Below are 14,882 nucleotides of genomic sequence, written 5' to 3' on the forward strand. Positions count from 1 at the left end.
TAGCGTGAGCATGGATATTACCGATTTTTACCAGACATTTTTTGATGAAGCCGACGAATTGTTGGCCGATATGGAGCAACATTTGCTGGATCTGGTGCCCGAGGCACCGGACTCAGAACAGCTCAATGCCATCTTCCGTGCGGCGCATTCCATTAAAGGCGGTGCCGGAACGTTTGGATTTACCATTTTGCAGGAAACCACCCATTTAATGGAAAACCTGCTGGATGAAGCACGACGCGGTGAGATGCAGCTCAATACCGACATTATCAACCTGTTTTTGGAAACGAAAGATATTATGCAGGAACAGCTCGACGCCTATAAAAGTTCGGCAGAGCCTGATGCCGCCAGCTTTGAATACATCTGCAACGCGCTGCGTCAGTTAGCGCTGGAAGCCAAAGGTGAGGCGTCTGCGCCCGCTGTCCCTGCGGCAAAACTGAGCGTTGTTGACGCCGTGGCCGAACCCGATACGGCGCCTGACGCGCCCGCAGGAAAACTGCGCGTGGTGCTGTCACGTCTGAAGGAGAACGAGGTCAACCTGCTGGAAGAGGAGCTGGGGAACCTGGCGACGCTCAGCAACGTGGTGAAGGGCAAAGACAGCCTGGCCGCGACGCTTGACGATGGGATTGGCCAGGATGACATCGTGGCGGTGCTCTGCTTCGTGATTGAAGCGGATCAGATTGCGTTTGAAACCGAGGCGGCGGCCGTTGAAGCGCCTGCTCCGGCAGAGAATACCCCTGCGGTAGTTGCCGCTGCCCCGGCCCTGAAAGCCGTGCCAAAAGAGACGGCCGCTCCGGCCCGCGGTGAAAAACCGGCGGCGCGTTCCAGCGAGTCCACGAGCATTCGCGTGGCGGTGGAGAAAGTGGATCAGCTGATCAACCTGGTGGGTGAACTGGTCATCACCCAGTCGATGCTGGCCCAGCGCTCCAACGAGCTGGACCCGGTGACCCATGGCGATCTCATCACCAGCATGGGCCAGTTACAACGTAACGCCCGCGATTTACAGGAATCGGTGATGTCCATCCGCATGATGCCGATGGAATATGTCTTCAGCCGCTTCCCGCGCCTGGTGCGCGACCTGGCCGGCAAGCTCAACAAACAGATCGAACTCACGCTGATGGGCAGCTCCACCGAGCTGGACAAGAGCCTGATTGAACGCATTATCGATCCGTTAACGCACCTGGTGCGTAACAGCCTCGACCACGGCATCGAGCTGCCGGAAAACCGCGTAGCAGCTGGAAAATCGCCCGTGGGCAACCTGATCCTGTCAGCGGAACATCAGGGCGGCAACATCTGCATCGAAGTGACCGATGATGGCGCCGGCCTGAACCGCGAGCGCATTCTGGCGAAGGCGATTTCGCAGGGAATGGCGGTTAACGAAAACATGACCGACGAAGAAGTGGGCATGCTGATTTTTGCCCCGGGCTTCTCAACCGCAGAGCAGGTCACCGACGTTTCCGGCCGCGGCGTGGGCATGGACGTGGTGAAACGTAACATTCAGGAGATGGGCGGTCACGTTGAGATCCAGTCTAAGCAGGGCGCGGGCACCACGATTCGTATCCTGTTGCCGCTGACGCTGGCCATTCTTGACGGCATGTCCGTTAAAGTGGCGGACGAAGTCTTTATTCTGCCGCTGAACGCGGTGATGGAGTCCCTCCAGCCGCGTGAAGAAGATCTGCATCCGCTGGCGGGCGGCGAGCGCGTGCTCGAAGTGCGCGGCGAGTACCTGCCGCTGGTGGAACTGTGGAAAGTGTTTGAAGTGGACGGGGCAAAAACCGAGGCCACGCAGGGTATCGTTGTGATCCTGCAAAGCGCCGGACGCCGCTACGCGCTGCTGGTCGATCAGCTGATTGGTCAGCATCAGGTGGTGGTTAAGAACCTGGAAAGTAACTACCGCAAAGTGCCGGGGATCTCTGCTGCCACCATCCTGGGTGATGGTAGCGTCGCGCTGATCGTCGATGTATCGGCACTTCAGGGATTAAATCGTGAACAACGTGTGGCGAACACAGCCGCCTGATTAAGTAAAAGGTAATAACATGACCGGTATGAGTAACGTAACGAAACTGGCGGGCGAGCCATCTGGACAGGAATTCCTGGTTTTCACCTTAGGGGATGAAGAGTACGGTATCGACATCCTGAAAGTGCAGGAAATTCGCGGTTACGACCAGGTAACGCGCATTGCGAACACGCCAGCGTTTATCAAGGGTGTGACCAACCTGCGCGGTGTGATTGTGCCTATCGTGGACCTGCGCGTGAAGTTTAGCCAGGGCGATGTGGAGTACAACGATAACACGGTGGTGATCGTCCTGAATCTGGGGCAGCGCGTGGTGGGGATCGTGGTGGATGGCGTGTCTGATGTGCTGTCGCTGACCGCCGATCAAATCCGTCCTGCGCCGGAGTTTGCGGTCACGCTGTCGACGGAATACCTGACGGGGCTGGGTGCGCTCGGCGAGCGTATGCTGATTCTGGTGAATATTGAGAAGCTGCTGAACAGCGAAGAGATGGCGCTGCTGGATATTGCGGCGAATCACGTGGCATAAAATAAAGCCGGGTGGCGGCTTCGCCTTACCCGGCCTACAAATGGCTCGAACACGTAGGCCGGGTAAGCGTCAGCGCCACCCGGCTCTTTTGTAACCTTACGCCTCCTGCTCCACCAGCGCTGATTCCGCTTCCCGCGCCCCTTCATTCTGCGACAGCATCGCCGTCGCAATCCCGTTCCCCAGCACGTTAATGGCCGATCGTCCCATATCCAGGAAATGGTCAATCCCCATCAGCAGCAGGATCCCGGCCACCGGAATGTTAAAGCTCGGAATAGTTGCCGCCAGCACCACCAGCGACGAGCGCGGTACGCCCGCAATCCCTTTCGAGGCCAGCATCAACGTTAACATTAGCACCGTCACCTCGGTGAAACTCAGGTGAATGTTGTATGCCTGGGCGATAAACATCGAGGCGAACGAGCAGTACACCATGGAGCCGACCAGGTTAAACGAGTAGCCGATCGGCAGGACGAAAGAGGCGATATTACGTGAACAGCCGAAGCGCGCTAACTGCTCCAGCGTTTTCGGGTATGCCGCTTCTGAGCTGCTGGTGGTAAACGCGACCAGAACCGGATCTTTCAGCATCGCCACCAGACGGAAAATCTCTTTTTTCAGTACCATGTAACCTACCGCCAGCAATACCAGACAGGTCAGAAGGATCGCCACATAGTAACCGCCAATGAACGAGGCATAGTTCAGCAAAATGCCCAGACCCTGAGTGGCAATCACGGACGAAATCGCGGCAAAAATGGCCAGCGGCGCAACGTACATCACATAGCCCGTCACTTTCAGCATAATGTGGGAGACCACATCCAGCGCCGCCACCAGCGGGGCGTTGAATTTTTGACCTAATGACGCGCCGCCGATGCCGAAGAACATCGAGAAGACCACAATTTGCAGGATCTCATTGTTCGCCATCGCGCCGGCAATGCTGGTTGGAATAGTGTGTGACAGGAAGGCTTTCAGCGACATCCCGCTAACGGCCAGGCCGGTATCAACCGTCTCTGTCGGAATGCTCAGGTTCAGACCGCTGCCGGGTTGTTCAAGGGTAACAATAAACAGCCCCACCAGAATGGAAAGTACGGATGAGCTGATAAACCACACCATCGCTTTACCCCCGACGCGCCCAATCGTCGACGTTTCACCCAGCTTCATAATGCCCACCGTCAGGGTGCTGAACACCAGCGGGGCAATCACCATCTTAATCAGCCGCAGGAAAATATCGGTCAGCAGGGTGATGTTCTCCGACCAGGCCTGTATCGCGTCGGGCGAAGCATACTCATGGATTGCCGCACCTGAAAGAATGCCCGCCAGCATGAAAATCACGATGAAGAGCGTGAGTTTGTTTGCACTTGCCACAAAAAGATCCTCTATGCGCTAAAAGAGTTTCCTGCGTCAATGCATACAAAATTTTTATTTAAGCGCAGGAAAATATTCGGGGCATAAATTGAAGTAAAGCTGCGTGAGTTACAACTTGTTTTTAATTTTTATGAAATTCGTTGTTTTTATGATGACGATATATTGTGACGCGGATCACGTTACAGGCGATATATCCTCAAATTAAGCAAATATAATGCCCGTTTTATTTTGCTAACTCTTTGTAATGTTTGTTAATAGCCTGTTAATTGGAGGGCGGGTGTCTCACCTTCGCTGAAAGTGGTTGAAGCGTGAACCATAAACTAAATTCTCAGTAACCGCGCCGGGGAATGTTTAAGCGGGGCTAACATACTGAACAGTATGAATAAAATAGGGTAAGCGGACCATTATTTCTTCTGGAGGGTGGTAAATGAAAAGAACACTTCTTTTTATCTGCGCGGGTACACTGCTGACGGCGGCGACTGTCGGTCAGGCGCTGGCAGTCACCAGTAGCGGTACTATCGGGGCGACGCTGACGCTGACGAACGGTTGTTTGATCAACGGCTCGCCAACGCAAAACGGCATTAACTTCGGGACACTCGATTTCGGGACCCATCCTGCGACATTCTCCACCCTGTCAACCCAGTTAACCGGGGCCAGCGGCGGAAACACCTTTACCATTCAATGTACCACTGCCAGTTACACGGTGGCGATCACCGGCAACACCAACGCGACCGCACCCGGAACCGTTGTCGGCACCCCCGGCACACCCGCCCGCTATCTGGTGAACACTGCCAATGCGGCACAGGGCGTGGCATACAGCCTCTATAGCGACAGCGGGTACAACAACGTGATCGCTAACAACGCCGCGTTGCCCGTTGCCTCCACGGCGGGCGGGGTGGACAGCTATACCCTCTACGGACGCATAACGGGCGGTGGCAATAGCGTAACGGTTGTACCGGGAACCTATACCGACACGATTAACGTCAGCGTCACCTACTGATTCAGCCATGAAGGCATTGTGTTTATGTCTGCGCGAAAGCGCAGAGGGCGTCGTGCAACCTTTTTTGGCCCTGATCGTCGGGCTGATGATGAACTGCGACGCCAGAGCGGTGACCTCCCAGTCCTTCAGGGTGAGCGCGACGGTAGTACCAGGGTGCTCGGTGAGTACCGGCACGGGCGGGCGCTTTGGGACGCTGGATTTTGGAACCCGTAACGGCGTGGACAACACGCCGGTCAGCACCAGCTTTGTCGCCGACGGTGCGTTGTCCATCGCCTGCACGCCGGGCGTGGCGCTGAGCATGAGCATTGACGGCGGCCAGAATTACAGCTCGGTGCGACGGATGACGCGTTCAGGTGGGACCGAAGTTGTTGGTTACCGGCTTTACAGCAGCAGCTCTCTGGCGGCGAACAGCGAAATTGGGGTTAACCAGGCCATACCGATTACCTATACCAACAGCAATAACATCGCGCTGCCTCTTTTTGGCGTCGCGCTCCTGACGGGGTTTAGCCTGCCGGGAACATATTCAGATCAACTCACCGTGACCTTGTCATGGTAGGAAAGGGAGAACATCGATGAAGCCATTTTTCAGGCGATCAGGCCTGGTGGGTCTGTTGGGGGCAACGGCTCTGGCAGCGAGCCAGGCGCAGGCAGCGGCAACCATTCTTTTGTGGCCCATCGATCCGTGGCTTTCGGCAGAGGCCAGAGCAACTGAATTGTGGATCCAGAATCAGGGCAACAGCACCACGACAATGCAGGTGCGTATTGTGCGCTGGAAGCAGGAGGGAGGATATGAGCGTTACACCGCCCAGCAGGATGTGGTCGCCAGCCCGCCGATCGTGACCATCGCCAAAGGCAGTAAACAGCTTATTCGCCTGATCAAGCAGGGGACAATCCCGTCGGGGGTTGAGCAGGCCTACCGCATTATTGTGGATGAAATTCCCCAGCCGGATGCCAAAGCGGAACCGTCCATGGGCCTCAAACTGCAAATGCGCTATTCCATTCCCTTATTTGTTTATGGGCAGGGGATCCCCACCCTCAACGAAGGGGCGCACCACGCGCTGGCGAATACTCAACAGCTGAGCTGGCGGGTCGTTCAGGAAGGGGGGAAACCCGCGCTTCAGGTCCGTAATCAGGGGGATGTGCACGTCCGGCTCAGCCAGGTTACGGTTGAGCAGGGCGGGCAAAAACGCACGGTTGCCGAGGGGCTGTTGGGTTATGTGCTGCCAGGCAGCACCCGAAGCTGGCCGCTTCCGGCAGGGATTTATCAGCCGAACCGGATGAGCGCGCAAATTAATGCCAGGGATACGCAATGGCAATCGACGCCCGTCAACTGAAACCGGCGATGATGATCCTGCTTTGCGTCAGTACCAGCGCCTTTGCCGAAACCGGCGACGACAGTTTACCGCCGCCGCCGGATGCACGGACGATGAACGGCGAAGCAGTATTTCAGCTCGTCCTGGTGCTGAACCACTATGACACGGGTCTGGTGGTGCCGGTGACGCAGCGCGAGGGAGCCTGGTTTATTTCGGGCGCGGATTTGCTCCGCGCCGGGCTGCCGCCCGCGCATGTGCCAGCCGGAGAGGTGAATCTCTCGACGCTTACGTCGGTACACGCAGAGTACGACAGTACGGCCCAGCGCCTGTTGCTGACGGTCCCCCGGGACTGGGTCGCGGCGCGGATCACGCCGTTCAGCGAACAGAGCATGCAAAGCAAGCCGCACTATGGCCGCGGCGCGCTGCTCAATTACGACGTTTATACCAACCATTCCGAACACACGGGCGGTCAGGCATCGGTCTGGCACGAGTTCCGCTATTTCAATGAGGATTATTCATTTTCATCGACGGGTTACGCCCGGCAGAATTTCACCGGTAACAGCGGGCAGCAGGAAGGGTACGTGCGTTATGACTCTACCTTACTGATCACCAACGAAGAGGATGCCACCACCTGGTCCGCCGGGGACGTCATCAGCGATGCGCTGAGCTGGAGCACCAGCGTGCGCATGGGCGGGATCAGCTACGGGCGCGACTTCTCCCTGCGTCCGGATCTGGTGACCTGGCCGCTGCCGGCGTTTTCCGGCGAGGCGGCTGTCCCGACCTCGGTCGATCTCTTTATTAATGGCTACCGTTCCGGCTCCACCCGCCTTCAGCCGGGGCCGTTTACCCTCACCAATCTGCCGTATATCAACGGTGCTGGCGATGCAGTACTGGTTACCACTGATGCGCTGGGTCGTCAGGTGAGTACCACGCTGCCGTTTTATGTCAGCAGCGATCTGCTTAAGCAGGGGTTAAGCGACGGCGCCGTGACGCTGGGCAGCCTGCGGCGTAACTACGGTATTGAGAATTTTGACTATGGCCCGGCGGCGGGCAGCGGATCGTACCGCTACGGGGTGACCGACTGGCTGACGCTGGAGGGGCATGCGGAAGGGGCGGAGTCGCTGGCGCTTGGCGGCGCGGGCACGGTACTGAAGCTCGGGCGTTTTGGCGTGGTAAATACCTCGTGGACCCAAAGCCGCATGCGCGGCGATAGCGGCGGCCAGATAAACTGGGGCTATCAATACAACACCAGCGAGTTTAGCGTAGCGACCCAGCATACCCGACGTGATCGTGGTTTTGGCAATCTCGCCCTGTACGATCAGCCCACCGTTTATGATGAAAATGATAACCCCGTTGCCAGCCTGAGCCGCAATACCGACCAGTATTCTTTAACCTTTAACCTCGGCGGATACGGCAATATCGGCGCGGCGTGGATCGGCGTTGAGAGTTTTGACAGCCAGAAAACTGAGCTGCTCAACCTCTCCTGGAGCCGTAATCTGTGGGGCTCAAGCAGTATTTATCTGGCTGCCAGCCGTGACCAGCAGCGGGGCGACTGGACGGTTGCGCTGTCGTTGCAGGTTCCCCTCGGCGAACGTGACAGCGCCGCCGTCACCTTTGAAAACACCCCTGACGCAGGCAGCACTCAACGCATTAACTACAACCACTCGATGCCTTCAGACGGCGGCTTTAGCTGGAACATGGCCTGGGCCAACCAGTCGCGGTCGAGTAACTATCAGCAGGCCACGCTCGGCTGGCGGAATAACAACGTGGAGCTACAGGGCGGCGGCTATGGTGAGAAGGGCATGATGACCTGGTGGGGCGAGGCGATGGGTTCTGTCGTGCTGATGGACGGTGAACTGTTTGCGGCGAACAAAATCAACGATGCGTTTGTGGTGATCAGCACCGACGGTCATCCGGATGTTCCCGTCAGCTACGAAAACCAGCCGGTCGGAAAAACCAATAACAAAGGCTATCTGCTGGTGAGCGGCGTTTCGGCCTATTACCCGGCAAGTTACCGCATCGATACCCTGAACTTACCCGCGGATACCCGGCTGAAAGAGACCGAGCGTCGGGTGGCGATTCGTCGGCATAACGGTTATCTGGTGGATTTTCCGATGGAGCAGGAGCGGGTTGCCAGCGTGATCCTGCACGATGCGCAGGGCAATGCGATCCCGGTAGGAAGCCAGGTCAGACGCGCGTCGCGCAGCAGCGCGGTTGTCGGCTACGACGGCCTCGCCTGGCTGGAAAACCTCAACGACGTGAATCCGCTCGAGGTCATCACCCCGGAGGGTAAACGCTGTACGGCAACGCTGACCGTTGGCGCAAACCCTGCACATAAGCTGCAAACCTACGGTCCGCTGACCTGTCGGGAGGCGCCGTGAGACGCCTGTTAATCGCGCTCCTGCTGCTGTGCTCCGGCGGCAGCTGGGCGGCCTGTACCGTCAGTACGGTGAATGCCTCGTTTGGCAGCGTCACCTCGTTCGCACTCAGCGGCACCGGGGAAGTGGAAACGACGGGCACGCTGGTGGTGACCTGCGATACCGTTCTCAACCTGTTAACCAACGACTCGGTGACGCTGAATTACACCTCGGCATCCGTCTTCGCGAATAGCCGGGCGACCATGAAGCGTACGGACAACGCGGCTATTACCGATGTCATCCCTGCGCGGCTGTGCGGGGCGTCCGGCTGCGGCGGAAACAGTGAAATACAAATCAGCAAAGCCTATACCTGGAGCGGAAACACGCTGCTCGGGCTGCTGGGTTCAAGGCGCTACAACATTCCCCTTTATTTCCGGACCGTAATGGGGCAGAACGTCACCGCCGGGCCGTATCAGGTGTTGTTAACGTTCAGTATTAACTACAACGTGTGCGCCGTTGGCGCGGTCGGAGCGTGCCTGACCCCGCAAACCGGTACGGCAACCACCTCGATCCTCCTCAACATGACCGTCACCAACGATTGCAGCACCATGACCACGCCGGACGTGAATTTTAACAGCGCGCCGCTGGTGCAAAATTTTCCCACCGTTTCACAGTCGGTTGCCGTCACCTGCACCAAAGGCAGCACCTACACCATAGGCATTAATAATGGGGCAAATGCCCTGAACAACGTGCGTCGTATGGTCAGCGGCAGCAACTTCATGAGTTACGACATCTACAAAGAGGCGACCAGCAACCGCTGGGGTAGCAGCGGCAGCGAGCGCTGGGCCAGCGCCAGCTCATCGCAGGTCAGTACGGACGGGCTTTTACGTACCTACAACTACACCGCCAAAGTTCTGACCAGCCAGGCCACGCCGCCTGCCGGAACCTACACCGACACGCTGATTGTCGACGTCGCATTCTGACTCCCGCGCTTTTCCCTTTCGCAAATGTAAAGTTCCTGTGGCCTGTGCCGATAACACCGTTAATAAATCTATGAGAAGGTGTTGTATGTTGAACCGTATCCGCGTTGTCACAATGCTTATGATGGTGCTGGTCATTTTCGCACTTCTTCAGCTTACTTCTGGCGGCCTCTTTTTCTCGTCGTTAAAACAGAACCAGGACAGCTTCGCGGCCTCGAACGATTTGCGAATGCAGCAAAGCGAACTGACCACGACCTGGGATCTGATGTTGCAGACGCGTATCAACCTGAGCCGCTCGTCTGCCCGCATGATGATGGACCCAAATAACCAGCAGAGCAGCGCAAAAACGGAACTGCTGAAGAATGCGCGCGCCACGCTGGCAGACGCGGCGAAACATTACGACGCCTTCAAAAAAATCGCCCCTCAGCCAGCAATGGCGCAGGCGAGCGCGAACATAGATGAAAAATATCAGGCCTACTTCGCCGGCCTCACGGAGCTGGTGCAGTTCCTGGAAAAGGGCAATATGGACGCCTATTTCGCGCAGCCGACCCAGGGAATGCAGAACGCCCTCGGCGCGGCGCTCGGCGAGTACGCCAAAGCCAGCGGCGAGCTTTATCACTCCGCGTTCACGCAAAGCCAGAACGACTACCGTTTCGCGAAATGGCAGATGGCGGTTCTCGCCCTCGCGCTGGTCATCGTGCTGGTGGCCGTGTGGTACGGCATTCGTCATATCCTTCTTAACCCGCTTGGCCGCGTCATTGCCCATATCCGTGATATTGGCCGAGGCGATCTCACGAAAACGCTGACCGTTTCTGGCCGCAATGAGATCACCGAGCTGGCAACCAGCGTCGACCATATGCAGCGTTCGCTGATTGATACCGTCGCCAACGTTCGCGAGGGGGCGGATGCCATCTATACCGGCACGAGTGAAATCGCGATGGGCAACAACGATCTCTCGTCCCGTACCGAACAGCAGGCATCCGCACTGGAAGAGACGGCGGCCAGCATGGAGCAGCTCACCGCGACCGTGAAGCAGAATGCCGACAATGCCCGCCAGGCGTCGCAGCTTGCAGAAAGCGCGTCCGACACCGCCCAGCGCGGCGGTCGGGTGGTCGACGGCGTGGTGAAAACCATGCATGACATTGCCGACAGCTCGAAGAAAATTGCCGACATCATCAGCGTAATCGACGGTATCGCCTTCCAGACCAACATCCTGGCGCTGAACGCGGCCGTTGAAGCGGCGCGTGCGGGCGAGCAGGGGCGCGGGTTTGCCGTGGTCGCTGGCGAAGTGCGTAACCTCGCCAGCCGCAGCGCCAATGCGGCGAAAGAGATCAAAGCCCTGATTGAAGACTCTGTTTCACGCGTGGATACCGGCTCGGTGCTGGTGGAAAGTGCGGGTGAAACCATGAATGACATCGTGAATGCCGTGACGCGCGTGACGGACATCATGGGTGAAATCGCCTCTGCATCGGATGAGCAGAGTCGTGGTATTGACCAGGTCGCCCTGGCGGTATCGGAAATGGATCGTGTGACGCAGCAAAACGCCGCCCTGGTGCAGGAGTCCGCTGCCGCGGCCGCTGCGCTGGAGGACCAGGCGAGCCGCCTGAAAATGGCCGTCTCGGCGTTCCGTCTTACTTCAAAAACGACAAATACGGTCAGCTCGCGGTCGGCGTACAGCGAAGCAACCCCGGCGCCCGTGACAACACGTACGCGCGCAGCGGTGACCGGACAAGATGAAAACTGGGAAACATTTTGACTGACAATTAAACCGCGGCTGCTTGCCGCTTGATGGGAGCGTGGATGTTAAATCGTATTCGTATCTCGACCACACTGTTTTTGATTCTGATCCTGTGTGGGGTTTTGCAGGTTGGCAGTAACGGGTTGTCTTTCTGGGCGTTTCGCGATGGCTATCAGAATTTGCAGGAAGTTGAGACGAGTAATCAGCAGCGCTCCGCACTGGCACAAACGCGTGCCGTGCTGTTGCAGGCAAGCACTGCGCTGAACAAAGCAGGGACGTTAACCGCGCTGAGCTATCCGCCGGAGGATATTAAGGCGCTGATGGTCGTGGCCCGCAGCAGTCTGAAGCAGGCCGACGCGCAGTTTAAGGCCTTTACGGCGCAGGAGGCGGTCAGTGAGAAAGAGAAAGCGCTGAAAGTCGCCATGAAAAAGACCTTTGATGTGTGGTACGGCGATCTCGACCATCAGGCGACGTGGCTGGAGAACAACCAGCTTTCTGACTTCCTGACCGCGCCGGTGCAGGCGTCTCAGGCGGCGTTCGACGGCAGCTTTAACGCCTGGCAGCAGGATATTAACCAGTTTGTGGCGCGTGCCGGTGCGGACAGCCGTACCAGCTACCGCATGTCAGGGGCGATTTTCCTGACCATGGTGATCCTGGCCGCCCTGCTGACCGGCGGCTCGCTGTGGTGGTCGCGCAAAATGATCGTCCAGCCGCTGGCCATCGTCAGCAGCCACTTCGACAGTATGGCGAAGGGCGATCTGGCGCGTCCGGTGGCCGTGTATGGCAGGAATGAAATATCAGCGATTTTCGCCAGCCTGAAGGCGATGCAGGGGTCGCTGCGGGAAACGGTAAGCAACGTTCGCCAGGGCAGTTACGCCATGCATACCGGGATCTCCGAGATTGCGGCAGGCAATAACGATCTCTCATCCCGCACCGAACAGCAGGCGGCATCGCTGGCGCAGACGGCGGCCAGCATGGAGCAACTGACCGCGACGGTAAGCCAGAACGCCGATAACGCGCGTCAGGCGTCCGACTTGTCAAAACAGGCGGCGATGACGGCGAAACGTGGGGGCGATCAGGCCTCTCACGTCGCCAGCACGATGCAGGAGATTGCCGCCAGCTCGCAGAAAATTGGCGACATTATCAGCGTCATCGACGGTATCGCGTTCCAGACCAATATTCTGGCGCTGAACGCGGCCGTTGAAGCGGCGCGTGCCGGGGAGCAGGGGCGCGGGTTCGCGGTGGTTGCCGGTGAAGTCCGAAACCTCGCCAGCCGCAGCGCCAATGCGGCGAAAGAGATCAAAGGGCTGATAGAAGAGTCGGTCTCCCGCGTTCAGCAGGGCTCCGCGCTGGTGGATACCGCCGCGCAGACCATGCACGAGATTGTCACCTCCGTGACGCGGGTTAACGACATTATGGGCGAGATTGCCTCGGCGTCTGATGAACAACGCCGTGGTATTGAGCAGGTGGCGCAGGCCGTTACACAGATGGATCAGGTTACGCAGCAGAACGCCTCACTGGTGGAAGAGGCGGCGGCGGCTACCGATCAGCTGGCAAACCAGGCGGATCACCTTACCGGGTTGGTCGCCGTATTTAATGTGAAAGAGCACGTTGAAGCAGTAACAGAAGTCGGACGGTCACAGGCCGTGCCCGTTGTATCCTGAATGTGATTAAGAAGGCGCTATGACATCACCCATGCCCTCAGGGCAAACGTCATTATTGTTGCAGATGACACAGCGCCTCGCGCTGTCCGACGCGCATTTTCGTCGGATATGTCAGTTAATCTACCAGCGTGCGGGGATCGTGCTTGCGGACCATAAGCGAGACATGGTCTACAACCGGCTGGTGCGGCGCTTGCGTACGCTGGGGCTGGATGATTTTGGCCGCTATCTGAGCATGCTCGAAGCGAACCAGAACAGCGCCGAATGGCAGGCATTTATCAACTCATTAACCACCAACCTGACCGCGTTTTTCCGCGAGGCGCATCACTTCCCGGTGCTGGCGGAACACGCCCGTCGCCGTAGCGGGGAGTATCGCGTCTGGAGCGCGGCGGCCTCTACCGGGGAAGAGCCGTACTCGCTGGCCATCACCCTGGCGGACACCCTGGGCATGGCGCCGGGCCGCTGGAAAGTGTACGCCAGCGACATCGATACCGAAGTGCTGGAAAAAGCCCGTAACGGCGTTTATCGCCAGGATGAGCTTAAAACGCTGTCTCCTCAGCAGCTACAGCGTTACTTCATGCGCGGTACCGGCCCGCATGAAGGACTGGTGCGCGTACGCCAGGAGCTGGCGAACTGCGTGGAATTTGCTCCCGTTAATTTACTGGATAAGCAGTACAACGTGCCGGGGCCATTCGACGCCATTTTTTGCCGTAACGTGATGATCTATTTTGATAAAACGACGCAACAGGACATCCTGCGTCGCTTTGTTCCGTTGCTCAAGCCTGACGGTTTACTGTTTGCCGGGCACTCGGAAAACTTCAGTAACCTCGTGCGTGAGTTTAGCCTGCGTGGGCAAACGGTATATGCGCTGAGTAAGGAAAAAGCATGAGTAAAATCAGGGTATTGTCTGTCGATGATTCAGCGCTAATGCGTCAGATCATGACCGAAATCATCAATAGCCACAGCGATATGGAGATGGTGGCGACAGCGCCCGATCCGCTGGTCGCGCGGGATTTAATCAAAAAATATAACCCCGACGTGCTGACGCTGGATGTTGAAATGCCGCGCATGGATGGCATCGATTTCCTGGAAAAATTAATGCGCCTGCGCCCGATGCCGGTGGTGATGGTGTCATCTCTGACCGGTAAAGGTTCAGAAATCACCCTGCGCGCGCTGGAGCTGGGGGCGGTGGATTTTGTCACCAAGCCGCAGCTCGGCATTCGCGAGGGGATGCTGGCGTACAGCGAGATGATCGCCGAGAAAATCCGTACCGCGTCGCGCGCAAAACTCGCGGCCCACAAGCCGATGGCAGCTCCGGCAACCCTGAAGGCAGGGCCGTTACTCAGCTCGGAAAAGTTGCTGGTCATTGGGGCGTCAACCGGAGGAACAGAGGCAATTCGCCATGTACTCCAGCCATTGCCGCTCTCAAGCCCGGGTATTCTGATCACGCAACATATGCCGCCAGGGTTTACCCGTTCGTTCGCGGAGCGCCTGAATAAGCTGTGCCAGATCAGCGTGAAAGAGGCGGAAGACGGCGAGCGCGTGCTGCCGGGTCACGCCTATATCGCCCCGGGTGACAAGCACATGGAGCTGGCGCGCAGCGGGGCGAACTATCAAATCAAAATTCATGACGGGCCGCCGGTTAACCGGCACCGTCCGTCGGTGGATGTGCTGTTTCATTCGGTGGCGAAACATGCGGGGCGCAACGCCGTTGGGGTGATCCTGACGGGGATGGGCAACGACGGCGCCGCCGGAATGCTTGCGATGCACCAGGCTGGTGCCTGGACGATTGCGCAGAATGAAGCAAGTTGTGTGGTGTTCGGCATGCCGCGCGAGGCCATCAATATGGGTGGCGTAAGCGAAGTGGTCGATCTTAGCCAGGTAAGCCAGCAGATGCTGGCGAAAATCAGTGCCGGACAGGCAATACGTATTTGACTCAG

12 protein-coding genes are annotated in these 14,882 nt (G+C 57.8%); 11 read left to right on the forward strand and 1 reads right to left on the reverse strand.

Annotation, left to right across the window (positions count from 1 at the left end; translation table 11 throughout):
* Window positions 1-4 precede the first annotated feature (4 nt).
* Both cheA and cheW read left to right on the forward strand, forming a co-directional pair.
* Window positions 5-2,014, forward strand: a complete 2,010-nt coding sequence (gene cheA / locus O1722_RS09165) for a chemotaxis protein CheA (protein WP_032669618.1) — start codon at window positions 5-7, stop codon at window positions 2,012-2,014.
* Window positions 2,015-2,033: 19 nt separating this feature from the next.
* Window positions 2,034-2,537 carry a chemotaxis protein CheW gene (cheW, locus tag O1722_RS09170; protein WP_003859699.1) on the forward strand — a complete coding sequence of 168 codons (504 nt, stop codon included), beginning with the start codon at window positions 2,034-2,036 and terminating at the stop codon, window positions 2,535-2,537.
* Window positions 2,538-2,633: 96 nt separating this feature from the next.
* Here the strand turns inward: cheW and O1722_RS09175 are convergent, their stop codons facing one another.
* Window positions 2,634-3,893 (reverse strand): dicarboxylate/amino acid:cation symporter, encoded by a 1,260-nt coding sequence (locus tag O1722_RS09175; RefSeq protein ID WP_017384415.1) that lies wholly within the window; start codon window positions 3,891-3,893, stop codon window positions 2,634-2,636.
* Window positions 3,894-4,320: 427 nt separating this feature from the next.
* Between O1722_RS09175 and O1722_RS09180 the strand changes: the two genes are divergently transcribed.
* The 9 genes from O1722_RS09180 (at window position 4,321) to O1722_RS09220 (ending at window position 14,877) form a co-directional block, all read left to right on the forward strand.
* Window positions 4,321-4,893, forward strand: a complete 573-nt coding sequence (locus O1722_RS09180; RefSeq protein ID WP_058686686.1) for a Csu type fimbrial protein — start codon at window positions 4,321-4,323, stop codon at window positions 4,891-4,893.
* 7 nt (window positions 4,894-4,900) lie between these two features.
* Window positions 4,901-5,449, forward strand: coding sequence for a Csu type fimbrial protein (locus O1722_RS09185; protein ID WP_033486795.1), 549 nt, complete (start codon window positions 4,901-4,903; stop codon window positions 5,447-5,449).
* A gap of 16 nt (window positions 5,450-5,465) precedes the next feature.
* The gene (locus O1722_RS09190) at window positions 5,466-6,227 is read left to right on the forward strand and encodes a fimbrial biogenesis chaperone (protein ID WP_100151237.1); all 762 of its coding nucleotides are present in this window, start codon (window positions 5,466-5,468) and stop codon (window positions 6,225-6,227) included.
* Window positions 6,203-8,587 (forward strand): fimbria/pilus outer membrane usher protein, encoded by a 2,385-nt coding sequence (locus O1722_RS09195; RefSeq protein ID WP_033486796.1) that lies wholly within the window; start codon window positions 6,203-6,205, stop codon window positions 8,585-8,587. The genes O1722_RS09190 and O1722_RS09195 overlap by 25 nt, the downstream gene beginning before the upstream one ends.
* Window positions 8,584-9,546: a Csu type fimbrial protein gene (locus tag O1722_RS09200; RefSeq protein WP_017384412.1), complete on the forward strand. Its 963-nt coding sequence runs from the start codon at window positions 8,584-8,586 to the stop codon at window positions 9,544-9,546. Before O1722_RS09195 ends, O1722_RS09200 begins: the two co-directional genes overlap by 4 nt.
* 85 nt (window positions 9,547-9,631) lie before the next feature.
* On the forward strand, window positions 9,632-11,299 hold the full coding sequence (gene tar, locus O1722_RS09205) for a methyl-accepting chemotaxis protein II (RefSeq protein ID WP_017384411.1): 1,668 nt from the start codon (window positions 9,632-9,634) through the stop codon (window positions 11,297-11,299).
* A 44-nt stretch (window positions 11,300-11,343) separates the two neighbouring features.
* Window positions 11,344-12,945: a methyl-accepting chemotaxis protein IV gene (gene tap, locus O1722_RS09210; RefSeq protein WP_017693235.1), complete on the forward strand. Its 1,602-nt coding sequence runs from the start codon at window positions 11,344-11,346 to the stop codon at window positions 12,943-12,945.
* 19 nt (window positions 12,946-12,964) lie between these two features.
* Entirely contained in the window at window positions 12,965-13,831 is an 867-nt protein-coding gene (cheR, locus tag O1722_RS09215) for a protein-glutamate O-methyltransferase CheR (RefSeq protein WP_017384409.1), read from the forward strand.
* Window positions 13,828-14,877: a protein-glutamate methylesterase/protein-glutamine glutaminase gene (locus O1722_RS09220; RefSeq protein WP_014884341.1), complete on the forward strand. Its 1,050-nt coding sequence runs from the start codon at window positions 13,828-13,830 to the stop codon at window positions 14,875-14,877. The genes cheR and O1722_RS09220 overlap by 4 nt, the downstream gene beginning before the upstream one ends.
* The last annotated feature ends 5 nt before the right edge of the window (window positions 14,878-14,882 follow it).

The sequence above is a fragment of the Enterobacter cloacae complex sp. HYC003_NIDB genome (assembly GCF_056673375.1).

Excerpts from the sequence above, each read along its gene's own strand:
- cheW (WP_003859699.1), top strand. The coding sequence starts at position 2,034 with ATGACCGGTATGAGTAACGTAACGAAACTGGCGGGCGAGCCATCTGGA.
- O1722_RS09180 (WP_058686686.1), top strand. The coding sequence starts at position 4,321 with ATGAAAAGAACACTTCTTTTTATCTGCGCGGGTACACTGCTGACGGCG.
- O1722_RS09185 (WP_033486795.1), top strand. The coding sequence starts at position 4,901 with ATGAAGGCATTGTGTTTATGTCTGCGCGAAAGCGCAGAGGGCGTCGTG.
- O1722_RS09190 (WP_100151237.1), top strand. The coding sequence starts at position 5,466 with ATGAAGCCATTTTTCAGGCGATCAGGCCTGGTGGGTCTGTTGGGGGCA.
- O1722_RS09195 (WP_033486796.1), top strand. The coding sequence starts at position 6,203 with ATGGCAATCGACGCCCGTCAACTGAAACCGGCGATGATGATCCTGCTT.
- tar (WP_017384411.1), top strand. The coding sequence starts at position 9,632 with ATGTTGAACCGTATCCGCGTTGTCACAATGCTTATGATGGTGCTGGTC.
- tap (WP_017693235.1), top strand. The coding sequence starts at position 11,344 with ATGTTAAATCGTATTCGTATCTCGACCACACTGTTTTTGATTCTGATC.
- cheR (WP_017384409.1), top strand. The coding sequence starts at position 12,965 with ATGACATCACCCATGCCCTCAGGGCAAACGTCATTATTGTTGCAGATG.
- O1722_RS09220 (WP_014884341.1), top strand. The coding sequence starts at position 13,828 with ATGAGTAAAATCAGGGTATTGTCTGTCGATGATTCAGCGCTAATGCGT.